Source organism: Streptomyces sp. JN8 (assembly GCF_055808075.1).
On sequence record NZ_CM147852.1, the window covers coordinates 4,538,625 to 4,561,865 of the forward strand.

18 protein-coding genes and 1 pseudogene are annotated in these 23,241 nt (G+C 73.8%); 16 read left to right on the top strand and 3 right to left on the bottom strand.

The window, feature by feature from the left end; translation table 11 throughout:
• Window positions 1-309 precede the first annotated feature (309 nt).
• On the top strand, window positions 310-1,641 hold the full coding sequence (locus ACY0MR_RS20065) for a polysaccharide deacetylase family protein (RefSeq protein ID WP_473554495.1): 1,332 nt from the start codon (window positions 310-312) through the stop codon (window positions 1,639-1,641).
• Here the strand turns inward: ACY0MR_RS20065 and ACY0MR_RS20070 are convergent.
• The gene (locus ACY0MR_RS20070; RefSeq protein WP_361847562.1) at window positions 1,629-2,615 is read right to left on the bottom strand and encodes an ATP-binding protein; all 987 of its coding nucleotides are present in this window, start codon (window positions 2,613-2,615) and stop codon (window positions 1,629-1,631) included. The genes ACY0MR_RS20065 and ACY0MR_RS20070 overlap by 13 nt on opposite strands.
• A gap of 102 nt (window positions 2,616-2,717) precedes the next feature.
• On the opposite strand from ACY0MR_RS20070, the gene ACY0MR_RS20075 reads away from it, so the two are divergent.
• On the top strand, window positions 2,718-3,536 hold the full coding sequence (locus ACY0MR_RS20075; RefSeq protein WP_361847559.1) for a Fic family protein: 819 nt from the start codon (window positions 2,718-2,720) through the stop codon (window positions 3,534-3,536).
• A gap of 360 nt (window positions 3,537-3,896) precedes the next feature.
• On the opposite strand, the gene ACY0MR_RS20080 is transcribed toward ACY0MR_RS20075, so the two are convergent.
• On the bottom strand, window positions 3,897-4,763 hold the full coding sequence (locus ACY0MR_RS20080; RefSeq protein WP_388801546.1) for an HAD-IB family hydrolase: 867 nt from the start codon (window positions 4,761-4,763) through the stop codon (window positions 3,897-3,899).
• Window positions 4,764-5,214: 451 nt separating this feature from the next.
• On the opposite strand from ACY0MR_RS20080, the gene ssd reads away from it, so the two are divergent.
• From ssd to ACY0MR_RS20115, 7 genes and pseudogenes are all read left to right on the top strand, one after another.
• Window positions 5,215-6,360, top strand: a complete 1,146-nt coding sequence (gene ssd / locus ACY0MR_RS20085) for a septum site-determining protein Ssd (RefSeq protein ID WP_388801543.1) — start codon at window positions 5,215-5,217, stop codon at window positions 6,358-6,360.
• A complete protein-coding gene (locus tag ACY0MR_RS20090) occupies window positions 6,357-7,523 on the top strand; it encodes a TadA family conjugal transfer-associated ATPase (RefSeq protein ID WP_404085954.1) in 1,167 nt (388 codons plus the stop codon). Before ssd ends, ACY0MR_RS20090 begins: the two co-directional genes overlap by 4 nt.
• On the top strand, window positions 7,520-8,410 hold the full coding sequence (locus ACY0MR_RS20095; protein ID WP_473554499.1) for a type II secretion system F family protein: 891 nt from the start codon (window positions 7,520-7,522) through the stop codon (window positions 8,408-8,410). The genes ACY0MR_RS20090 and ACY0MR_RS20095 overlap by 4 nt, the downstream gene beginning before the upstream one ends.
• A 14-nt stretch (window positions 8,411-8,424) precedes the next feature.
• Entirely contained in the window at window positions 8,425-9,183 is a 759-nt protein-coding gene (locus tag ACY0MR_RS20100; protein ID WP_404086009.1) for a type II secretion system F family protein, read from the top strand.
• A gap of 173 nt (window positions 9,184-9,356) precedes the next feature.
• Entirely contained in the window at window positions 9,357-9,563 is a 207-nt protein-coding gene (locus ACY0MR_RS20105) for a DUF4244 domain-containing protein (protein ID WP_388801534.1), read from the top strand.
• The gene (locus ACY0MR_RS20110) at window positions 9,550-9,936 is read left to right on the top strand and encodes a TadE family type IV pilus minor pilin (protein ID WP_404085951.1); all 387 of its coding nucleotides are present in this window, start codon (window positions 9,550-9,552) and stop codon (window positions 9,934-9,936) included. The genes ACY0MR_RS20105 and ACY0MR_RS20110 overlap by 14 nt, the downstream gene beginning before the upstream one ends.
• Before the next feature lie 8 nt (window positions 9,937-9,944).
• Window positions 9,945-10,316, top strand: a pseudogene (locus ACY0MR_RS20115) (Rv3654c family TadE-like protein); the annotation flags it as partial.
• 34 nt (window positions 10,317-10,350) lie between these two features.
• Here the strand turns inward: ACY0MR_RS20115 and ACY0MR_RS20120 are convergent.
• Window positions 10,351-12,960, bottom strand: coding sequence for a DEAD/DEAH box helicase (locus tag ACY0MR_RS20120; protein ID WP_473554502.1), 2,610 nt, complete (start codon window positions 12,958-12,960; stop codon window positions 10,351-10,353).
• An 82-nt stretch (window positions 12,961-13,042) separates the two neighbouring features.
• Here ACY0MR_RS20120 and ACY0MR_RS20125 point away from each other — a divergent pair, with 82 nt between their 5' ends.
• The 7 genes from ACY0MR_RS20125 to topA all read left to right on the top strand — a co-directional run bounded on the left by ACY0MR_RS20125 (window position 13,043) and on the right by topA (window position 23,232).
• Entirely contained in the window at window positions 13,043-13,396 is a 354-nt protein-coding gene (locus ACY0MR_RS20125) for an STAS domain-containing protein (protein ID WP_361860573.1), read from the top strand.
• Window positions 13,397-13,411: 15 nt separating this feature from the next.
• Window positions 13,412-13,870 carry an ATP-binding protein gene (locus ACY0MR_RS20130; protein ID WP_361860570.1) on the top strand — a complete coding sequence of 153 codons (459 nt, stop codon included), beginning with the start codon at window positions 13,412-13,414 and terminating at the stop codon, window positions 13,868-13,870.
• A gap of 327 nt (window positions 13,871-14,197) precedes the next feature.
• Window positions 14,198-16,507, top strand: a complete 2,310-nt coding sequence (locus ACY0MR_RS20135) for a sodium-translocating pyrophosphatase (protein WP_473554504.1) — start codon at window positions 14,198-14,200, stop codon at window positions 16,505-16,507.
• A gap of 200 nt (window positions 16,508-16,707) precedes the next feature.
• Entirely contained in the window at window positions 16,708-17,412 is a 705-nt protein-coding gene (locus tag ACY0MR_RS20140) for a small secreted protein (protein WP_388801520.1), read from the top strand.
• 341 nt (window positions 17,413-17,753) lie between these two features.
• The gene (locus ACY0MR_RS20145) at window positions 17,754-19,328 is read left to right on the top strand and encodes a DUF7059 domain-containing protein (RefSeq protein WP_404085943.1); all 1,575 of its coding nucleotides are present in this window, start codon (window positions 17,754-17,756) and stop codon (window positions 19,326-19,328) included.
• Window positions 19,329-19,947: 619 nt separating this feature from the next.
• Window positions 19,948-20,145 (top strand): hypothetical protein, encoded by a 198-nt coding sequence (locus tag ACY0MR_RS20150; protein WP_361860285.1) that lies wholly within the window; start codon window positions 19,948-19,950, stop codon window positions 20,143-20,145.
• Window positions 20,146-20,382: 237 nt separating this feature from the next.
• A complete protein-coding gene (gene topA, locus ACY0MR_RS20155; RefSeq protein ID WP_473554508.1) occupies window positions 20,383-23,232 on the top strand; it encodes a type I DNA topoisomerase in 2,850 nt (949 codons plus the stop codon).
• Window positions 23,233-23,241: the final 9 nt, after the last annotated feature.

Here is a 23,241-nt window from a genome sequence, read left to right on the forward strand (position 1 = left end):
GTCTCCTCCGGGGCGGCGCGGTCGCGGTTCGTGCGGGACGAACGTGGGGGGCTCGCGGCCGTGGGTCACGGCGTGCAGCGGCGGGATGCGTTGCGGCGGCAAGGCGGGATCCCCACCAGGCGAGGATCAACGCTCGGTAATCGAATCGTAATGGAGAGTAAAGTCTCCGGCATTATTTTCGGGGCAAACAGGGCAATGATTCACCGGTTCCGGTGAAGGGCGAACGAAATACCGCTTGTCGTTTCATCTCTCCGGCCGTCGCGGTGCGACGTTGACGCCGCTCGTACGGAACCGAGGAGAGGTGCGCGCATGACAGCCGCCGGGAGAAGGACCACTGCCCAGAGGAAGGCGCTCGCCGCCGGTGTCCTCGCCGTCGCCCTGATCGGCGGCCTCGCCGGCTGCTCGGGCTCCGACGGCACGGCCGCGAAGAGCGCGCCGGGCGGTGCGGGCGCCGAGAAGAAGCCCGCCGCCGCCCCGCAGAACGCGGTCCGCCTGATCGGCGACGGCTCCACCGCCTTCACCGGCGCCCAGCCCCACCAGCCCGTCTGGCAGCGCCTCAAGCCGGGCGAGACCCCGCCGCAGTTCGTCGTCTTCTCCTGGGACGGCGCCGGCGAGGACAGCCAGAAGCTGTTCTCCCACTTCCGCAAGGTCGGCAAGAAGTACGACGCGACGATGACGTACTTCCTCAGCGGCGTGTACCTGCTGCCCGAGGAGAAGCGGGACCTCTACGACCCGCCCCAGCACAGCGCCGGCCGCTCCGACATCGGCTTCAACGACACCGAGGGCATCCGCGCCACCGTCCGCGAGCTGCGCGGCGCGTGGCAGGACGGCAACGAGATCGGCACCCACTTCAACGGGCACTTCTGCGGCGCCGACGGCGGCGTCGGCACCTGGTCCGTCGAGGAGTGGAAGAGCGAGATCAAGCAGGCGAAGTCCTTCGTCAAGAACTGGAAGACCAACGCGGGGCTGCGCGCCGAGCAGCCGCTGCCCTTCGACTACGACAAGGAACTCGTCGGCGCCCGCACCCCCTGCCTCGAAGGCCGGACGAACTTCGTCCAGGCCGCCGCGCAGCTGGGCTTCCGCTACGACACGAGCGGCGTCAACGACCACATCTGGCCCAAGAAGGACCTGGGCCTGTGGGACCTCTCGCTCCAGCTCGTGCCGGTCCCGGGCCGTGCGTTCCAGACCCTGTCCATGGACTACAACTTCATGGTCAACCAGTCCCCGGGCACGACCCAGGGCGACCCGGCCCAGCGCGAGCACTGGGGCGACCAGATGCGGGACGGCCTGGTGCAGGCCTTCGAGCGCTCCTACCGGGGCAACCGCGCGCCGCTGATCATCGGCAACCACTTCGAGTCGTGGAACGGCGGCGTGTACATGCGCGCCATCGAGGAGACCATCGCCACGGTCTGCGTCCAGAAGGACGTCGAGTGCGTGTCGTTCCGGCAGCTCGCCGACTGGCTCGACGCCCAGGACCCCGACGTCATCGCCAAGATGCGCACCCTGAAGGTCGGCGAGGCCCCGGCGGCCGGCTGGAAGGCCTTCCTCGCCCCCCAGCCGGCGAAGGTCCCGGCCGCCCCCGCCACGGCCGCCGGCGCCCCGGCCCCCGCCCGCTCCGCTGACGGGCGTCAGACGGGCTGAACGGCGCCGAGGCCCTCGGCGAGAACGAAGTCGGGGTCGACCTGGGCAGCCAGGTCGGCCCCCGTCTTCGCGTTCCCCCAGCTCTCCGCGTTCCGCAGGTGGAAGTGGACCATCTGGCGCGTGTAGCGGTCCCAGTCGCGGTCGGCGTACGAGTCGTCCGCCGCGTCCTGGAGGGCCTGGAGCGACATGCGGTTCTCGGCCTCCAGGAGCTCGAAGCGAGCCGGGCGACCCTTCTCCATCGCCCGGACCCAGTCCGAGTGGCCCACCGTGACGAGCAGGTCGTCGCCGACCTCCGCACGCAGGAAGTCCAGGTCGTCCCGGCCCTGCACCTTGTTCCCCACGACCTTGAGCGCCACCCCGAAGTCCCGCGCGTACTCCTTGTACTGGCGGTACACCGAGACCCCCTTCCGGGTCGGCTCCGCCACCAGGAAGGTCATGTCGAAACGGGTGAAGAGCCCGGAGGCGAAGGAGTCCGAGCCGGCGGTCATGTCGACGACCACGTACTCGTCCGCGCCGTCGACCAGGTGGTTCAGGCAGAGCTCCACCGCCCCGACCTTCGAGTGGTAGCAGGACACCCCGAGATCCGACTCCGTGAACGGACCCGTCGCCATCAGCCGGATCTCGCCGTCGTCCAGCGTCACCGGCCGCGCGCAGGCCTCGTAGACCGGGTTCTCCTCGCTCACCCGCAGCAGCCGCGAGCCCTCCCCGGGCGGCGTCGTCTTGATCATCGTGTCGGCGTCGGCGATCCGCGGGTTGCTGCCCCGCAGGTACTCCTTGATCAGCGGCAGGTGCGCCCCCATCGCGGGCAGCGCGGCGGCCTCCGCCTCGGGCAGGCCGAGCGCGGCGCCCAGGTGCTGGTTGATGTCGGCGTCCACGGCGACGACGGGGGCTTCGTTGGCGGCGAGGTGACGGATGAAGAGCGAGGACAGCGTGGTCTTGCCGCTGCCGCCCTTCCCCACGAAAGCGATCTTCATGTTCACCTAGCGTAGTGGTATGAACGCGGCGCGTGGTCGCGATGCGTGAAGAAGACCACTCCATCGTGGGGCGGGCCGCCGGGACGCGTAGCCTCCCTACTTATGAGTACGCACGCCTCTGACCCCTTGGCCGCCCTCGGCTCCCTGCCGGGCGTCGCCGACGCGGTGGACTCCGTACGCAAGGCCGTCGACCGGGTCTACGGCCACCGTGTGATGCGCCGCCGCAGCAACGAGATCTCCTCCGAGGCGGCCCTGCGCGGGGCCCGTGGCTCCGCCGCCCTCTCCGGCGCCGACTGGGCCCTGGAAGAGGTCCGCCGCCGCACCGACTTCGGCGCCGACGCCGAGGCCCGCACCGTCGGCGCCGCCCTGCGCCTCGGCGCCGAGGCCGGGCAGCTGCTCTCCATCTGGCGCCAGTCGCCGCTGCGGGTCCTCGCCCGCCTCCACCTCGTCGCCGCGGGCGACCCGGGCGACTCGGTGGGCCGGCCCCGGCTGGACGGCGAGACCGTGGACGAACCGCTGGTCACCACCCCGCTTCCGACGCCCGCCGAGGTCGGCGGACGACTCGACGGCCTGGCGGAGCTGATCGTCGCGGGCGGCGAGGCCCCCGCGCTCGTGACGGCCGCCGTCGTCCACGGCGAGCTGCTGGCGCTGCGCCCCTTCACCTCGTACAACGGACTGGTCGCGCGCGCCGCCGAACGGATCGCGCTGGTCGGCAGCGGGCTCGACCCGAAGGCGATCTGCCCGGCGGAGGTCGGCCACGCGGAGCAGGGGCGGGCCGCGTACCTCGCCGCGTTCGAGGGGTACCTGTCGGGCACCCCGGAGGGCGTCGGCGGCTGGATCGCGCACTGCGGACGTTCGGTCGAGCTCGGTGTCCGCGAGTCGACCGCGGTCTGCGAGGCGCTCCAGCGCGGCGCGGCCTGAGCCGCCGCCCCGTCGGAGGGCTGCCGGACCGGGCCTCACAGACGGGTCCGGGCCCCTCGCGGGGCCCGGAACGGGTTGCGGCGGCACCAGTTCAGGTGCCGCCGCTGGCACGTCCACCCAGTTACCATGCGTCCTCGAATATGTGCCCATCAGGCCGGGAACTTTGCCCGTGGCCTGGTGCGGCTGGCCCGTAATCGACGGGTCGACGTCGCGTGGGTGCTCGGTTTCTGTGCTAGGTCCGTGGGGCCTTCATGCTCAACAGGTGATCCTCTCGGATGTCCTCGGTCTCGCGGGCCTGATTCCTTTCTACTCCTGTCGGGGTGGAAGCGAAAGTGCTGGATCCACTTCTCTGCGTATTGCTCAAATTCGGGCAAAGCCATCGGCGAGCCGATGGGTTCCCGCGGCCTGCCGGCGACGGGCCGCGTACCAGACGAGTCCGGCGCCCACGGCCGCCGCACCCACCGCCGCCGCGGCGACGAGCGCGGGGCGGGGCGGCATGCGGAACTCGGGCAGCCGCTGCTTGAGCCGCACGGGCTTCTCGAAGGCGAGGACGGGCCACTCCCGAGCCGCCGCCTCCCGGCGCAGCGCCCGGTCCGGGTTCACCGCGTACGGGTTGCCGACGGCCTCCAGCATGGGGATGTCGGTCGCCGAGTCGCTGTACGCGTAGCAGCGCGCGAGGTCGTAGCCCTCGGACTTCGCGAGGTCGCGGACGGCTTCGGCCTTGGTCGGCCCGTAGGCGTAGTACTCCACCTCACCGGTGAAGCAGCCGTCCTCGCCGACCACCATCCGGGTGGCGACGACCCGGTCGGCGCCGAGCATCTCGCCGATCGGCTCGACGACCTCGGCGCCGGAGGTCGAGACGATCACGACGTCGCGCCCGGCGGCGTGGTGCTCCTCGATGAGGGAGGCGGCCTCGTCGTAGATGATCGGGTCGATCAGGTCGTGAAGGGTCTCGGCGACGAGCTCCTTCACCTGGGCCACGTTCCAGCCTTTGCAGAGCGCGGAAAGGTATTCGCGCATCCGCTCCATCTGGTCGTGATCGGCCCCACCTGCCAGGAAGACGAACTGGATGTAGGCCGTCCGCAGGGCGGCACGGCGGCTGATCAGTCCGCCCCGGTAGAAGGACTTGCTGAAGGTCAGCGTCGAGGACTTCGCAATGACCGTCTTGTCCAGGTCAAAGAAGGCGGCTGTGCGCGGCAAGGAGTGGTTTTCCACAAGCCTGAGCATAGGTGCCCGCCATTCGGCGTACGCTGGGGCGCGTGGGTTTGCCTGAGAAGGCTCTCGGGTACACCATGGAAGTCACGGATCGTTCGCGACCGTGCTAACCCGGTCCGGCTCCTCCCCCCCCGAGTCGGCCGGAGAGACGACCCCCGCTCTCCCCCCCGGCGGGGGTCGTCGCATGTCCGGAGCCGTTTCGGTGCGCTGGGACATCGTCCGCCCCCTTCCTTCCGGCCGTCGTCCGGCCCTCGTCCGGCGCCGTGCCGGATGCCTCGATTCCTCACCCACAGTAACCGGCGGGCTGCGTTCCGGGCAGTCCCCGCAGGGGTGACGAAGTTATTCACAGGGCTTCGGATATCCCCGGTTTTTCAACAAGATCACCAGGATTTCCGGTTCGGCCCCACGGTGATTCCTGTCGCGAAGTTCGCGAACGGCAGGAATCACGAGAGGGGTGTGCGCCGTGGAGGCAACGAGGACTTCCCGGGCCGGGGGCGCGAGGCGGGGTCCGGCACCGGGCGGGGCGGACGGGACCGGGGCGCGCGAGCGGCGCCGCACGGGCCCGCTGATCGTCACCGAGGACCTCGGACTGCTCGACGACCTGCTGCGGCTGTGCGCCGCGGCCGGGGTCGAGCCCGAGGTGCACCACCGGGTGCCGGAGGGCCGCGCGGGCTGGACCGACCCGCCGCTCGTCCTGGTCGGCGACGACGCCGCGGCGCGGTGCCGGGGGGCCGCGCGCCGCCCGGGGACCGTCCTCGTCGGACGGGACCGGGACGACCCCGGGGTGTGGCGGCTCGCCGTCGAGATCGGGGCCGAGTGCGTGCTGCGGCTGCCGGACGCCGAGGGCGTCCTCGTCGACCGCATCGCCGACGCGGCCGAGGGGGCGGGCCGGCCGGCGCCGACCGTCGGGGTCGTCGGCGGCCGTGGTGGCGCGGGCGCCTCCACCCTGGCCTGCGGCCTCGCGCTGGCCGCCGCGCGCGCCGGGCGGCCCGCCCTGCTCGTCGACGGCGACCCCCTGGGCGGAGGGCTGGACGTGTTGCTCGGCGGCGAGCGCGAGGAGGGCAGACGATGGCCCGACTTCGCCGCCTCCAAGGGGAGGCTCGCCGGCGGGGCCCTGGAGGAGTCCCTGCCCTCCGTGCGGGGCGTCCGGGTGCTCAGCTGGGGCCGGGAGCCCGCGGCGCCGGTGCCGCCCGAGGCGGTGCGGTCCGTGCTCGCCGCGGCCCGCCGCCGGGGCGGGGTCGTCGTGGTCGACCTGCCGCGCGGCGCCGACCCGGCCGCCGTCGAGGCGCAGGCCCAGCTGGACGTCGGACTGCTGGTCGTGCCGGGTGAGTTGAGGGCCGTCGCGGCCGCCCACCGCGTGGCTGCCACCCTCGCGACGGGGGTGCGTGACCTGCGGGCCGTGGTCCGCGGGCCGTACGCGGCCGGGCTCGACGAGCGCTGGGTCGCCGACGCGCTCCGGCTGCCGCTCGTCGGTGAACTCCCCTACGACCCGGGGATCGTGGCCGATCAGGACGCGGGCGTGCCGCCGGGCGCCGAGCCGCGCGGACCGCTCGGCCGGTTCTGCGACGCCTTCTGGGCGCGCGCCCTCGCACCCGGCGGTGCGGCGTGACCGGGGGCCAGGCCGGTGGCGCCGGGCTGCTCGACGCCGTGCGGCAGCGGCTCGCGGCCAGCGGGTCCGATCCCACCCCGGCGCGGGTCGCGGCGGCGCTGCGGGCACAGGGACGCCTCCTCGGCGACACGGAAGTGCTGGGCGCGGCAGAGGAGTTGCGGTGCGAGCTGATCGGCACCGGCCCCCTCGAACCGCTTCTCGCCGACCCGGCCGTCACCGACGTCCTGGTCTCCGCGCCCGACCGGGTGTGGGTGGACCGCGGCGCCGGCCTGGAGCGGGCCCCGGTGTCCTTCGCCGACGCCGCCGCCGTGCGCAGGCTCGCCCAGCGGCTCGCGGCGGTGGCCGGACGCCGACTCGACGACGCCCGGCCCTGGGTCGACGCGCGCCTGCCCGACGGCACCCGGATGCACGCGGTGCTGCCGCCGGTGGCCGTCGGCTCCACCTGCCTGTCGCTCCGGGTGGTCCGCCCGCGGGCCTTCACCCTGGACGAACTCGTGTCCGCGGGCACGGTGCCGCCCGGCGGCGCCCCCGTCCTGCGCGCCCTCATCGACGCCCGCGTGTCGTACCTGGTCAGCGGCGGCACGGGCACGGGGAAGACCACACTGCTCGCCTCGCTGCTCGGCCTGGTGGGGGAGCGGGAGCGGATCGTCCTCGCGGAGGACTCGGCGGAACTGCGGCCCGACCACCCGCACGTGGTGCGCCTTGAGGCGCGGCCGGCGAACCAGGAGGGCGCGGGGCTCGTGACCCTGCGGGACCTGGTCCGGCAGGCGCTGCGGATGCGGCCCGACCGGCTGGTGGTCGGCGAGGTCCGCGGCGGCGAGGCGGTCGACCTGCTCGCCGCCCTCAACACCGGTCACGAGGGCGGTTCGGGCACGCTCCACGCCAACACGGCGGCGGACGTGCCGGCGCGACTCGAAGCCCTGGGCACGGCGGCCGGACTCGACCGGGCCGCCCTGCACAGCCAGTTGGGCGCGGGCCTCTCGGTGGTCCTCCATCTGGCGCGGGACCGGGACGGGCGGCGGCGGATCGCCGAGGTGCACGTCCTGGAGCGGGACCGGGACGGCCTGGTGCGCACGGTTCCCGCGCTGCGGTGGGGCCCGGCCGGATTCGTCCGGGAGCGGGGCTGGCAGCGGTTGAGCGCACTGATCGGAGGAGGGGCGTGACGACGACGGTGGTGTCCGCCGGGGAGGCGGCCGGGGCGGTGGTGGCGCTCTGCGCGCTGGTGGCGCTGTGGGAGGTGGCCGAGCGGCGGCGGGTCACGGGCCGGGCGCGGGCGGTGCTCGCCGGGGGGACCGCCGTGTACCCCGGGGCGGTCGGCGGCCGTGCGGGACCGGCGGTCGTGGGCGCCCGCTGGTGGGCGGCGCTCCGGGGGCGGCGCGCCTGGCTGTGCCTGCCCGCGGGAGGAGTCGTCGCGGTGCTCGGCGAGTCGCCGCTTCCGCTGGTGGCGGGTGCGGTCGCCGTGCCGCTCGTCGGGCGGCGGCTGAGGGAGGCCGGGCGGCGGCGGGAGCGCGAGGCCCGCGCCGAGCGCGTGGTGGCCCTGTGCGGGGCCGTCGCGGGGGAGCTGAGGGCCGGTTGGCAGCCGGCGCAGGCGCTGGCCTTCGCGGCCCGTGAGACGGGCGCCCTGGGGGCGGAGGAGGCGGCGGTGCTCGCGGCGGCCCGCTTCGGCGGGGACGTGCCGGCGGCCCTGCGGAGGGCGGCCGCCCAGGACGGCGCCGACGGGCTCGCGGGGATGGCGGCCTGCTGGCAGGTGGCCGTGGACGGCGGCGCGGGCCTGGCCGCCGGGCTCGACCGGCTCGAAGCGGCCCTGCGGGAGCACCGTGAGCAGCGCGAGCGGTTGCGTGCCGAACTGGCCGGGGCCTGGGCGACGGTGGTCGTCCTCGCGGTGCTGCCGCCGGCGGGTGTCGGCCTGGGCGCCGCTCTGGGTGCGGATCCGCTGCGGGTGCTGCTGCACACGCCGGCCGGTCTGGGCTGCCTCGCCGTGGGCGGGGCCCTGGAGGCGGCCGGACTGTGGTGGGCCGCGCGGATCGTGCGAGGAGGTGAGCGGACGTGACCGGGGCCGTGCGGATGCTGGCGCTGACCGCGGTGGTCCTCGTCGGCTGCGAGCCGGCGGTGCGGGAGCTGGCGCGCCGCCGCAGGGCGCGCGGGGTGCGGCGGCGCTGGAGGGACCTGCTGCCCGCCCCGGAACCCCCGAGGCAGAGGGCCCGCGCCGGCCCGCCGCGGTGGGTGGGGCACTGGCTCGCTCCCGTCGGGGCGGCGGGGCTCGGCTGGGTGCTGTTCGGGGTGCCGGGCGCACTGGCCGCCGCCGGTCCGGTGGCCGTGGCGGTACGTCGGCGCACCGCCGGCCGGTCCGCGGCGCCGGGTGGGACCGAGGACGACGTGGCGCGTCATCTTCCGCTGGCCGCCGATCTGTTGGCGGCCTGCGCCTCGGCGGGAGCCGGCCCGGGTGAGGCGGCGGAGGCCGTCGGACGGTCCCTGGGCGGGCCGCTCGGCGAGCGGCTGACCCGCACGGCGGCCGAGCTTCGGCTCGGTGGCGAACCGGCCGAGGTGTGGCGGAGGTTCGGCGCTCTGCCGGGCGCCGCGGGCCTCGCGCGGTGCCTGGAGCGGGCGGGTTCCTCGGGCGCGCCCGCGGCGGAGGCGGTCGCCCGGCACGCGGCGGCGCTCCGCTCGGCCCGGGCGCGGGCGGCGGCGACCCGTGCGCGCCGGGCGCAGGTGCTGATCAGCGGGCCCGTGGGGCTCTGCTTCCTGCCGGCCTTCCTGGCCGTGGGAGTGGCCCCGGTGGTGATCGGCCTGGCGACGGGGCTCCTGGACGGACCGGCCGGATGAGCCGGACGCCCGGCACGGCAGGACGAGAGGTGCGGGTGGGCCGAGGACGGGACGAAGGGCGCGGACGGAGCGATCCGAGCGATCGAAGCCGACGAAGCGAATCAAGCGAATCAAGCGAATCAAGCGAACGACGCCAACGAGAACGACGAGAACGGCGAGTTGAGGAGGTCGGCATGGGAGTCAGTGCGGCGATGGGGCGTCGGCGGCGGGTGCGGCGGGAGGCGGCGCGCCGGGACGCGGGGATGACCACGTCCGAGTACGCGGTGGGGACGATCGCGGCGGCCGGGTTCGCCGCGGTCCTGTACAAGATCGTGACCAGTGGGGCGGTCTCGGGGGCGCTGGAGTCGATGATCGGCAAGGCTCTCGATGCGCCGTTCTGACCGGGGGTTCGTGACCGTGGAGGCGGCGCTGGCGCTGCCCGTCCTCGCCCTCTTCACGGTCACCCTGCTCTGGGGGCTCGCGGCCGCCGCCGCTCAGATCCGCTGCGTGGACGCGGCGCGGGCGGGTGCGCGGGTCGCGGCCCGCGCCGAGCCCCCGGCCGCGGCCGAGTCGGCCGCGCGGTCCGCCGCGCCCGAGGGAGCGCGGGTCGCGGTGACGCGGTCGGGGGACCTCTGGCGGGTCACGGTGGAGGCCGTGGCACCGGGCCCCGGGGGCATGGGAGTGACCCTGCGGGCGGAGGCGGCGGCGCTCGCGGAGGACACGGCGGTCGGCGCTCCGGCGCCGCCCGTCCCGGCGGACGGCGTCTCGCCGTGACGCCCGGTGTGGCGCCCGGCGGTCGCGCCCGTGACCCGGCGCGGGCCGGGGGGCGGTTCCGGGGCCGGGCTCGGGCGCGGGAGCGGGGCGCTGCGACCGTCTGGGTGGCCTTCGCGGCCTGTGCGCTGTGTGTGGTGTTCGGGGCGGTGCTCGCGCTGGGGCAGGCGGTGGCGGCCCGGCACCGGGCCGGCGGGGCGGCCGACCTGGCGGCGCTCGCCGCCGCCGACCGGGCGCTGTGGGGCGAGGCGGAGGCCTGCGCGGCGGCCTCGCGGGTGGCCGCGGCGCAGGGGGCGGAGCTGGTGGGCTGTGTGGTGCGGGGCGAGCTCGCGGAGGTGGCCGCCCGGGTCGTGGGCGGCCCGTACCGGCCGGAGGTCAGGTCCCGGGCGGGGCCGCAGCGGGCGGGTTCCGGGGCGCCTACGACGGGTTCCGGGCCCCCTGGGGCCCCTCAGGCGTCTCCGTGGCCCCGGGAGCCTCCTGAGCACCGGGACCCTCCATGGCCCCGGGAGCCTCCTGAGCCTCCGGGGTCGGGTTCGGGGCCTGCGGGGTCGGTTCCGGGGTCGGGTCCGCGGGCGGCGGTTCCGGGGCCTCCCGGAGGATCTCCGTGAGGAGGCGGACCGCGCCGCGCTTGTGGAGCGGGTCGTTGCCGTTGCCGCACTTCGGGGACTGGATGCAGGACGGGCAGCCCGCCTCGCACTCGCAGGAGGCGATGGCCTCGCGGGTGGCCTTCAGCCAGGCCTCGGCCGTGTGGAAGGCCCGCTCGGCGAAGCCCGCGCCGCCCGGATGGCCGTCGTACACGAAGACGGTGGGCAGCAGGGTGTCGGGATGCAGCGGTACGGAGACGCCGCCGATGTCCCAGCGGTCGCAGGTGGCGAAGAGCGGCAGCATGCCGATGGAGGCGTGTTCGGCGGCGTGCAGGGCGCCGCCGAGGATCTCGGGGGTGATCCGGGCGGCGTCGAGCTGGTCCTCCGTGACCGTCCACCACACGGCCCGGGTGCGCAGGGTGCGGGGCGGCAGGTCGAGCTTGGTCTCGCCGAGCACCTCGCCCGTGATGAGACGGCGGCGCAGGAAGGAGACGACCTGGTTGGTGACCTCGACGGAGCCGTAGCAGAGGCGACCGGCCCCCCAGGGGATCTCGGTCTCGGTGTCCAGGACGGCGATGGAGGTGGTGTCGCGGGCGGTGGTGGAGTACGGCGGGACGGCCTCCTCCACGAGCGCCACGGAGTCCTTGAGGTCGAGTTCCCGCACCAGGTAGGTGCGGCCCTGGTGGAGGTGGACGGCGCCCTCGTGGACGGCCGCGTGGGAGGCGGCCTCGTCGACGGTGCCGAGCAGCCGGCCGGTGCCCGCCTCGACGATCCGTACGGGGCTGCCGCCGCCGCCCCGGATGTCGGCGAGGTCGGCGGCCCGCTCGCGGCGGGTCCAGTACCAGCCGGTGGAGCGGCGGCGCAGCAGCCCGGCGCCCTCCAGCTGGGGCAGCAGGTCGGGGACGGCCGGGCCGAAGAGGTCCAGGTCGGACTCGGTCAGGGGCAGCTCCGAGGCCGCGGCGCACAGGTGCGGGGCGAGGACGTACGGGTTGTCGGGGTCCAGGACGGTGGACTCGACCGGCTGGTCGAAGATCGCCTCGGGGTGGTGCACCAGGTAGGTGTCGAGCGGGTCGTCGCGGGCGATCATGACCGCGAGGGCGCCCTCGCCCGAGCGGCCGGCGCGGCCCGCCTGCTGCCACAGGGAGGCCCGGGTGCCCGGGTAGCCGGCGATCAGGACCGCGTCGAGGCCGGAGACGTCCACGCCCAGTTCCAGGGCGGTGGTGGCGGCGAGGCCGAGGAGTTCGCCGGAGTGCAGGGCGTGCTCCAGGGCCCGGCGCTCCTCGGGGAGGTAGCCGCCTCGGTAGGCGGCGACCCGGCGGGCCAGTGAGCGGTCGGTCTCGGCGAGCCGCTCCTGGGCGATGACCGAGATCAGCTCGGCGCCGCGCCGGGAGCGTACGAAGGCGACCGAGCGGACGCCCTGGCGGGTCAGGTCGGTCAGCAGGTCCGCGGTCTCCGCGGTGGCGGTGCGGCGCACGGGCGCGCCGCGCTCGCCGTGCAGCTCGGTCAGCGGCGGCTCCCACAGGGCGAAGACCAGTTCCCCGCGCGGGGAGGCGTCGTCGGACACCTCGGTGACCGGCAGGCCCGTGAGGCGGCCGGCGGCGACGGCGGGGTCGGCGGAGGTCGCCGAGGCGAGGAGGAAGACCGGCTCGGAGCCGTACCGGGCGCAGATCCGGCGCAGTCGTCGCAGCACCTGGGCGACGTGGGAGCCGAAGACGCCCCGGTAGGTGTGGCACTCGTCGATCACGACGTAGCGCAGGGCGCGCAGGAAGGAGGCCCACCTGGGGTGGGAGGGGAGTATGCCCCGGTGCAGCATGTCGGGGTTGGTCAGCACGTGGTTCGCGTACTGGCGGACCCACTCGCGTTCCTCGACGGGGGTGTCGCCGTCGTAGACGGCGGGGCGGATCCGGTTGCCGAGCGGGGCGGCCAGTTCCCGCACGGCGCGCCGCTGGTCGGCGGCGAGGGCCTTGGTGGGCGAGAGGTACAGGGCGGTGGTCCCGCGGCCGTTCGGTGCCTCCGAGCCGTCCAGGAGGGTGCTCAGGACCGGGGCGAGGTAGGCGAGCGACTTGCCGGAGGCGGTGCCGGTGGCGATGACCACGTGCTCGCCGTCCAGGGCGTGCTCGGCGGCCTCGGCCTGGTGCGCCCACGGATGGTCGATTCCGGCCGACTCGATCGCCGCGATCACTTCCGGACGGATGCGGTGCGGCCAGACGGCATGGCGACCCTCCCGGGCGGGCATGTGCTCCGTATGAGTGATGCGCGCGGCCCGGCTCTCGCCCGAGGAGAGCCGGTCGAGGACCATGCCGGGGGAGGGGCGGCTGCCCGTCTCCCCGGCCGGTCGGCGGGGGCGCTGATTGGTTGCCATCGGCACCGAGTGTGTCACTGCCATGACGGACAATGCCTCTAAGGCGTCGTGCATGGCTGCTGGTAAGTGATTGAATGCCATCGCGGCTGGCGATCAGTTCCCTGACTCCGCCCGGGAGACCCAGTGGAGAACGATCGTTCGATAGCAAGGTGCTGGAGGATCCGTGGACCTGTCCCTGTCGACTCGCAATGTGTCCGGCGCTGGTGGCGACCGTACGGTCGTCGAGGTCGGTGGCGAGATTGATGTGTATACCGCGCCCAAGCTGCGCGAGCAGTTGGTCGAGTTGGTGAACGACGGCAGCTACCACCTGGTCGTCGACATGGAGGGCGTGGACTTCCTCGACTCCACCGGCCTGGGCGTGCTCGTCGGCGGCCTGAAGCGCGTGCGTGCCCACGAGGGCTCGCTGCGTCTGGTCTGCAACCAGGAGCGCATTCTGAAGATTTTCCGGATCACGGGTCTCACCAAGGTGTTCCCGATCCACAACTCGGTCGACGAGGCCGTCAACGCCGTCGACTGAGCCCAGGGGGTTCGTATGGCCACCGTTGAACTCCGCTTCAGCGCCCAGCCCGAGCACGTCCGCACGGCCCGCCTGGTGGCGGCCGCGGTCGCGCGCCGGGCCGGGGTGGACGAGGCGGTCCTCGACGAGGTGCGGCTCGCCGTCGGCGAGGCGTGCTCGCGCGCCGTCGGGCTGCACCGCAGCAACGACGTGTCGACGCCCATCAGGGTCGTGCTGACCGAGGAGGAGAAGACGTTCTCCATCGAGGTCGGCGACGAGGTCCCGGGTGCGGGGGTCGCGGCGGCCGATGCCGTCGGCGTCCCCGGCGCGCGGGCCGCGGCCCCGGCCGAGGAGTTCGACGACGCCGACGGTGAGGACGAGATGGGCCTCGCGGTGATCCGCGGGCTCGTCGACGACGTCGAGGTGAGCGCCGGCGAGGACGGCGGCACCATCCGGATGAGCTGGCCGGTGAGTGCGGCGGACCTGTTGTCCTGACCCGCGCAGCGACGCGAAGCGCAACGAGAAGAGGCCCTGCCCCGCAGGGCCTCTTCTCGTTCTCGTTCTCGTTCTCGTTCTCGTTCTCGCTTCGCGGATGCGGCCGGGGCCGGGGCCGGGGCCGGGGCCGGGGCGCGGGCCACGGGGCCGAGCCGTGCCCTCCCGTCGGCCCTCGCCGCCCCCGCCCGTCCGTGGCCGGGGCGGGCGGGACCGTCCCGGGTGCCGACGCGCCGTGCGGGGCGGATTCCGGGGTTCGGTTGGTGCATCCGCGCGGGGCCGCTCCGGCATCCCCGTACGCACTGGTTTGTCTCCCTATGATCCCTCCCCATGTATCCCACTTCTCTCGCCGCGGCGGTGCTCACGAGCGGGAACCGGACGATCGTGTACGTCGTCGGCGCCGTCGCCCTCGCCGCGCTGGTCGTCGCACGGCTGCTGGTCCGCCAGGTGCTCAGGGCCGGTGAGGGCACCGAGCGGATGAGGGAGATCGCCGCCGCCGTGCAGGAGGGGGCCAACGCCTACCTCGCGCGGCAGCTGCGGACCCTCGCCGTCTTCGCGGTCGCCGTGTTCCTGCTGCTGATGCTGCTGCCCGCGGACACCTGGTCGCAGCGCGCCGGACGCTCCCTCTTCTTCCTGGTCGGGGCGTTGTTCTCGGCGGTCACCGGGTACATCGGCATGCGGCTCGCCGTACGGGCCAACGTGCGGGTCGCCGCGGCCGCCCGGGAGGCCACCCCGGCCGAGGGCGAACCGGGGAAGAGCCTCACGGAGGTGGCCCACCGGGCCACCCGGATCGCCTTCCGCACCGGCGGGGTCGTCGGCATGTGCACCGTCGGGCTGGGACTGCTCGGAGCGACCTGCGTCGTGCTCGTCTACGCCGCCGACGCGCCCAAGGTCCTGGAGGGATTCGGCCTCGGCGCCGCGCTCATCGCCATGTTCATGCGCGTCGGCGGCGGCATCTTCACCAAGGCGGCCGACGTCGGCGCCGACCTCGTCGGCAAGGTCGAGCAGGGCATCCCGGAGGACGACCCGCGCAACGCGGCCACCATCGCCGACAACGTGGGCGACAACGTCGGCGACTGCGCGGGCATGGCGGCCGACCTCTTCGAGTCGTACGCCGTCACCCTGGTCGCCGCCCTCATCCTGGGCAAGGCGGCCTTCGGCGACCACGGCCTGGCGTTTCCGCTGATCGTGCCCGCGATCGGCGTGATCACCGCGGTCATCGGCATCTTCGCCGTCTCCCCGCGGCGCGCCGACCGCAGCGGGATGAGCGCGATCAACCGGGGCTTCCTCGTCTCCGCCGTGATCTCGCTCGCCGGAGTCGCCGTCGCCGCCTTCACGTACCTGCCCTCCTCCTACGCCGAGCTCCAGGGCGTCACCGAGCCGGGCATCCGCGAGCACGCCGGCGATCCGCGGGTCCTCGCCCTGGTCGCCGTCGCCCTCGGCATCGTCCTGGCCGCGCTCATCCAGCAGCTCACCGGCTACTTCACGGAGACGAGCCGACGCCCCGTCAGGGACATCGGCAGGTCCTCGCTCACCGGCCCCGCGACCGTCGTCCTCGCGGGCGTCGCCCTCGGCATGGAGTCCGCCGTCTACACGGCGCTCCTGATCGGCCTGACCGTCTACGGGGCGTTCCTGCTCGGCGGCACCTCGATCATGCTCGCGCTGTTCGCCGTCGCCCTCGCCGGGACGGGCCTGCTCACCACCGTCGGCGTGATCGTCGCGATGGACACCTTCGGGCCGGTCGCCGACAACGCCCAGGGCATCGCGGAGATGTCCGGGGACGTGCAGGGCGCGGGGGCGCGGGTCCTCACCGACCTGGACGCCGTCGGCAACACGACGAAGGCCATCACCAAGGGGATCGCCATCGCCACCGCCGTCCTCGCGGCCGCGGCGCTGTTCGGCTCGTACCGGGACGCGATCGCCACCTCGGTGGCCGAGGTCGGCGCGCGGGCGGACGGGATGACCCTCTCGATGGACATCTCCCGGCCCAACAACCTGTTCGGCCTGATCCTCGGCTCGGCCGTCGTGTTCCTCTTCTCCGGGCTCGCGATCAACGCCGTCTCGCGGTCGGCGGGATCGGTGGTCCACGAGGTGCGGAGGCAGTTCCGCGAGCATCCCGGAATCATGGACTTCACCGAGAAGCCCGAGTACGGGCGGGTCGTCGACATCTGCACCAAGGACGCGCTGCGGGAACTCGCCACGCCCGGGCTGCTCGCGGTGATGGCCCCGATCGCGGTCGGCTTCTCACTGGGCGTCGGCCCGCTCGGCGCGTACCTCGCCGGCGCGATCGGCACGGGTGCCCTGATGGCCGTCTTCCTCGCCAACTCCGGTGGCGCCTGGGACAACGCGAAGAAGCTGGTGGAGGACGGGAACCACGGCGGCAAGGGCAGCGAGGCGCACGAGGCCACGGTCATCGGGGACACGGTCGGCGACCCGTTCAAGGACACGGCGGGGCCGGCGATCAACCCGCTTCTGAAGGTGATGAACCTGGTCGCGCTGCTCATCGCGCCGGCGGTCGTGCAGTTCGGCTACGGGGACGACGCCAGCGCCGGTCTCCGCGCGGCGGTCGCGGTGCTCGCGCTGCTGGTCGTGGTCGCCGCCGTGCGGATGTCCAAGAGGCGTTCGGTGACGGTGTCCTGACGTGACGTCCGGAACCGGCGTCCGAGCGACCCGCTCGTCCGTGGTGTCCGTCTCATTCCCGGGCGTGTCCGGGATGCGTGAGACGTCTCTCCCTTGGGTCAAAAGACTGCAATACGGTACGAATCCGTCGCACGAAAGGTGGAAGTAGCCCGTTCGGCGTGTATGTTCCGGGGCCGAGAGCCTTGGAAGGGACCGATCCGGTGAACAAGAAGCTTGCGGCCGCACTGTCCGGCGGCGCGGTACTCGTGCTCGCGCTGTCCGGTTGCAGCGACGACGAGGGCAACAAGGTGGACGACTGGGCGAAGACGTTCTGCGACCAGGCCAAGCCCCAGATCCAGAAGCGGGCCGACGCCCACCAGATCATCATTTCGACGGCCGCGGACAGCAAGCCCGCCGAGATCCAGGCCGCGGACTCGAAGGCGTTCCAGGACATCGCCAACGCCGACCGGGCGCTGGCGAAGGCCGTCGAGAGCGCCGGCGCCCCGCCCGTCGAGAACGGCGAGAAGGTCCAGCAGGACGCGATCAAGGAGCTCAACGCGACCGCGGTGGCCTACGAGGGCCTGAAGAAGCAGGTCGACGCGTTGGACCCGACGAACCAGCAGAAGTTCGCGGACGGCCTCCAGGGTGTCGCCGACGGTCTGACCAAGATCGAGAAGATGGACCAGAACGCGCTGTCGAAGCTGGAGGAGGGCGAGCTGGGCCAGGCGATGGCCAAGCAGCCCGGCTGCCAGAAGCCCACGGCCTCGACCCCGCCGAACGGCTCTGGCACCGGCTCCGCGTCCCCGAACCCGGGCTCCACCGCCTCGGGTTCCTCCGACAAGGGCTCGGAGTCCGCCGAGCCCAAGGAGAAGACCACGACGAAGGCGGCCGCCAAGACGACCGCACCGGCCAAGACCGAGGAGTAGCGGTCCGGAGCGGAAAGCCGACCGGTCCCGGGACTCTTCGGTCCCCGGCCCCTTCGGTCCCGCCGGACCCTCGGGCGAGACCGGCCCCGCCGGCGCGCGGGAGGGGCTGCACTTGGGCAAGTCCCGGGAGGTGTCCGCCCGCACGCGGGAGAGGCGGTCCCGGGAGGTGTCCGCCCGGTCTCCCGTCCGCTTCGATCGGCCCGGTGGCCGCGGTGAACCGCCGCGCGCCGCCGGGCCGACGGCGTTCCCGGACCGGCCGGACCGCCATCCGCCCGCCCCGACCGCCCGGCACCCGCCGGGTCGGCCGCTCGCCGGGCCCGGTCGGCGGTCACAATGGAGCGGTGAGTACGACCAGCCTGCCTCCCCGCCTCCCGGTGCCCGCGCACGCCGCCCGTCTGCGCGAGACGCTGCTCGCCGCCGACTTCACCGCCGACGGACTCCTCGACCTGCTCGGCGCCCCGGCCTACGCCGCGCTCGCGCGCAGCGAGACCGTGCCCGCGCTGCGCGCCACCCGCGGCGACTCCCCGCTGGAGACCCTCGTCCGGCTCTTCCTGCTCCAGCGGCCCGTCGGGCACGAGCGGGCAGCCGCCGTGCTCCCGCTCGACGAGGCCCTCGCCGACGGCTGGGTGGTCCGCGAGGACGACTCCGTCTCCGCCACGGTCGACATCCGTCCCTACGGCGGCCCGGACGGCGAGGACTGGTTCATCGTCTCCGACCTCGGCTGCGCCGTCGGCGGCGCGGGCGGCAGCGGCAGGAACGGCCGCCAGGCGGAGGAGGCCGTCGTCCTCGGCGTCGGCGGCGCCTCCACCACGCTCGCCGGCATCACGGTCCGCACGCCCGTCGCCTCCGCGCTCGACCTCGGCACCGGCTCCGGCATCCAGGCGCTGCACGCCGCGCAGCACACGACCCTGGTGACCGCCACCGACCTCAACCCGCGCGCCCTGGACTTCACCCGGCTCACCCTCGCGCTCTCCGGGGCCCGGGAGGCCGAGCTGCTGACCGGCTCGCTCTTCGAGCCGGTCGACGGGGACACGTACGACCTCATCGTCTCCAACCCCCCGTTCGTGATCTCCCCGGGCGCCCGACTCACCTACCGGGACGGCGGGATGGGCGGCGACGACCTGTGCCGCACGCTCGTGCAGCAGGCCGGCGACCGGCTGAACGACGGCGGGTACGCCCAGTTCCTCGCCAACTGGCAGCACGTCGACGGCGAGGAGTGGCAGGACAGGCTGCGCTCCTGGGTGCCCGCGGGCTGCGACGCCTGGATCGTGCAGCGCGAGGTCCAGGACGTCACCCAGTACGCGGAGCTGTGGCTGCGGGACAGCGGCGACCACCACGGGGACCCGGACGCGTACGCCGCCGCGTACGGGCGCTGGCTCGACGAGTTCGAGGCCAGCAAGACGCGCGCGGTGGGCTTCGGCTGGATCACCATCCGGCGGAACGCGGCCGTGGCGTCCGGCGCCGTCGAGCCGTCGATCGTCGTCGAGGAGTGGCCGCACCCGGTCGAGCAGCCCCTCGGCCCCACCGTCCGCGCCCACTTCGAGCGCCAGGACTACCTCCGCGCCCACGACGACGCCGCCCTGCTCGCCGACCGGTTCACGCTCGCTCCCGAGGTCGTGCAGGAGCAGGTCGGTCTGCCCGGAGCCGAGGACCCGGAGCACGTCGTGCTCCGGCAGAACCGGGGCATGCGGCGCGCCACCCGGGTCGACCACGTCGGCGCCGGCTTCGCCGGGGTCTGCGACGGAACCCTCAGCGCGGGCCGCATCCTGGACGCGATCGGTCAGCTGATGGGCGAGGACCCGGTGATACTGCGGGACCGCACGCCGCAGGCGATCCGGCTGCTCGTGGAGGAGGGTTTCCTGCTCCCCGTCGGGGACGGGGACGGCACGCCGGCCGCCGAGGGGGACGGGGCCTGATACGCGCCGAGCCGGCGGGCCCCGTTCGGGCGTTCGGCGGGTGTGTTCCGTTTCCTCGGCACCGCGCGGCCCGACGCCGTCGGCGGGGCGCTCTCCCGCCGGGCCCCGTGGAAGGGGACGACCTGCCGGCGTCCGTCGTGACGCCGCTGGTCGGACCGCTCTTCCGGGTGTTCCTCCCCGTCCGCCCGGGCCGTGAGGCGGGGGCCGCCGAGGACCGCCGAGGACCGCCGACACCGCGTGGGCGACGCCGTCCGCGCGGCTTCCGCCTCGGCGCGGACGGCGGCACGCCGGGCGTCGCACACGCGCGCCGCTCCTGCTCCCGCCCCGGCACCCGCAGGGAGGAGCCGGGCGAGCACACCGAGACGGCCGGGCACGCCGGGCGCACCGAGACGCCCGTGCGCACTGAGACGGCCGCGCGGCCTGAGAACCCCGGGACGTGTGAGAACCCCGGGACGTGCGGGACGGGCGAGAAGTGAGGAGTGGCTCACTACCGGCCATCTTCGTGAAACCGTACGGGATGCTCCGCGTCGTTCACCCCGAATTCGCGCGCATGACGCCGTGAGGTGTCAGCCTCGGCAGCGGGAGAACTCACCGCACGCGAACGGAACGGGGTACGGGCATGGAGAGCGGGCCGGCGATCTTCGCGGGGGCGGCGTTCACGCTGTTCGGAGGCGCGCTGCTGCTGTGGACCACCGTCCGGACCCTGCACCGCGAGCCCGTCGCGCACGGGGTCGCCCCGCGCGCCGCCGTCGCCCTGACGAGCCTCTTCGGAGCCGCCTCGCTGCTCCTCGGCGTCTGGTGCTTCGGCCGCCTCTGACCCCCCGCTCCCTCTCGTCCTGATCTTGCCGCGCCCCGCCCGAGCGGGAGTCCGGGCGGCAGGAATGCCAGGACTCGGGTTACCGTTCGAGTGGCCGTTGCGGGCTTTCGCCGTTTGACACGGGGGCGGGTTGTACCGTCACACTCCGCAGCGACGGGAGCGTCACCGTCCGTGCCGCTGCCGTGCGTGCCAGCGCCGTACGTGCCCGAGAGTGTCGATCCGGAGAGAAGAGCGAAGTTGTCCCCGACCAGCGAAGCCGCACACGGCGGCCGCCGACTCGTCATCGTCGAGTCGCCTGCCAAGGCGAAGACGATCAAGGGCTACCTCGGCCCCGGCTACGTCGTCGAGGCGAGCGTCGGGCACATCCGAGACCTCCCGAGCGGCGCCGCCGAGGTACCCGAGAAGTACACCGGCGAGGTGCGCCGCCTCGGCGTCGACGTCGAGCACGACTTCCAGCCCATCTATGTCGTCAACGCCGACAAGAAGGCGCAGGTGAGGAAGCTCAAGGAGCTTCTCGCCGACTCCGACGAGCTCTTCCTCGCCACCGATGAGGACCGCGAGGGCGAGGCCATCGCGTGGCACCTCCAGGAAGTGCTCAAGCCCAAGGTCCCGGTCCACCGGATGGTCTTCCACGAGATCACCAAGGACGCGATCCGCGAGGCCGTCGCCAACCCGCGCGAGCTGAACCAGCGCATGGTCGACGCCCAGGAGACCCGCCGCATCCTCGACCGCCTGTACGGCTACGAGGTCTCGCCGGTCCTGTGGAAGAAGGTCATGCCCCGGCTCTCCGCCGGCCGTGTCCAGTCCGTCGCCACCCGCCTGGTCGTCGAGCGGGAGCGCGAGCGCATCGCGTTCCGCTCCGCCGAGTACTGGGACCTCACCGGCACCTTCGGCACCGGCCGCGCCGGTGACGCCTCCGACCCCTCGCAGCTGGTCGCCCGCCTCGCGACGGTCGACGGCAAGCGCGTCGCGCAGGGCCGTGACTTCGGCGCCGACGGCCGGCTGAAGAGCGACGCCGTCCTCCACCTGGACGAGGCGAACGCCCGCGCGCTGGCCGCCGCGCTCGCCGACACCGCGTTCGCGGTCCGCTCGGTCGAGTCGAAGCCGTACCGCCGCTCCCCGTACGCCCCCTTCCGGACCACCACCCTCCAGCAGGAGGCGAGCCGCAAGCTGGGCTTCGGTGCGAAGGCGACCATGCAGGTGGCGCAGAAGCTGTACGAGAACGGCTTCATCACCTACATGCGTACGGACTCCACGATCCTCTCCGACACCGCCGTCGCGGCGGCGCGGGCACAGGTCACGCAGCTCTACGGGGCCGACTACCTGCCCGAGAAGCCCCGCGTCTACGCGGGCAAGGTCAAGAACGCCCAGGAGGCGCACGAGGCGATCCGTCCTTCGGGTGATCGTTTCCGCACTCCGGCGGAGACCGGTCTGACCGGCGACCAGTTCCGGCTGTACGAGCTCATCTGGAAGCGGACCGTCGCCTCCCAGATGAAGGACGCCACCGGCAACTCGGTCACCGTCAAGATCGGCGGCCGGGCCGCCGACGGCCGCGACGCCGAGTTCAGCGCCTCCGGCAAGACGATCACCTTCCACGGCTTCATGAAGGCGTACGTCGAGGGCGCCGACGACCCGAACGCCGAGCTCGACGACCGCGAGCGGCGCCTGCCGCAGGTCGCCGAGGGCGACGCGCTGACCGCCGACGAGATCACCGCCGACGGGCACGCGACCAAGCCCCCGGCCCGCTACACCGAGGCCTCGCTGGTCAAGGAGCTCGAAGAGCGCGAGATCGGCCGCCCGTCGACGTACGCGTCGATCATCGGCACCATCCTCGACCGCGGCTACGTCTTCAAGAAGGGCACGGCCCTCGTGCCGTCCTTCCTGAGCTTCGCCGTCGTCAACCTGCTGGAGAAGCACTTCGGCCGGCTCGTCGACTACGACTTCACCGCCCGCATGGAGGACGACCTCGACCGCATCGCGCGGGGCGAGGCCCAGTCGGTGCCGTGGCTGAAGCGTTTCTACTTCGGCGAGGGCGAGGCCGGGACGGCCGCGCCCGGCGGCGCCGCGGACGCGGGCAACGGCGACGGGGACCACCTCGGCGGCCTCAAGGAGCTCGTCACCGACCTCGGCGCGATCGACGCCCGCGAGATCTCCTCGTTCCCCGTCGGCAACGGCGTGGTGCTCCGCGTCGGCCGCTACGGCCCGTACGTCGAGCGCGGCGAGAAGGACGCGGAGGGCCACCAGCGGGCCGACGTCCCGGACGACCTGGCCCCCGACGAGCTGACCGTCGAGCTCGCCGAGGAGCTGCTCGCCAAGCCGAGCGGCGACTTCGAGCTGGGCGCCGACCCGGTCAGCGGGAACCAGATCGTCGCGAAGGACGGCCGCTACGGCCCGTACGTCACGGAGATCCTGCCCGAGGGCACCCCGAAGACCGGCAAGAACGCGGTCAAGCCGCGCACCGCCTCCCTCTTCAAGTCGATGTCCCTCGACACCGTCACCCTGGAGGACGCGCTCCGGCTGATGTCCCTGCCCCGGGTCGTCGGCACGGACGCCGAGGGCGTCGAGATCACCGCGCAGAACGGCCGCTACGGCCCGTACCTGAAGAAGGGCACGGACTCGCGGTCGCTCACCGAGGAGGCGCAGCTCTTCACGATCACCCTCGAAGAGGCGCTCGCGATCTACGCCCAGCCCAAGCAGCGGGGCCGGGCCGCGGCCAAGCCCCCGCTGAAGGAGCTGGGCACCGACCCGGTCAGCGAGAAGCCCGTGGTCGTCAAGGACGGCCGCTTCGGCCCGTACGTGACGGACGGCGAGACCAACGCCACCCTGCGGACCGGTGACAGCGTCGAGGAGATCACTCCGGAGCGCGGTTACGAGCTCCTCGCGGAGAAGCGGGCCAAGGGGCCGGCGAAGAAGGCCGCCAAGAAGGCCCCGGCCAAGAAGGCGACCACCGCGAAGAAGACGGCCACCAAGGCCGCGGCGAAGAAGACCACGACCGCCGCGAAGAAGACCACGACCGCCGCGAAGAAGACGACGACGGCCAAGAAGACGACCGCCGCGAAGAAGACGGCGGCGGCGAAGCCGGAGTAGCGGCTCCGC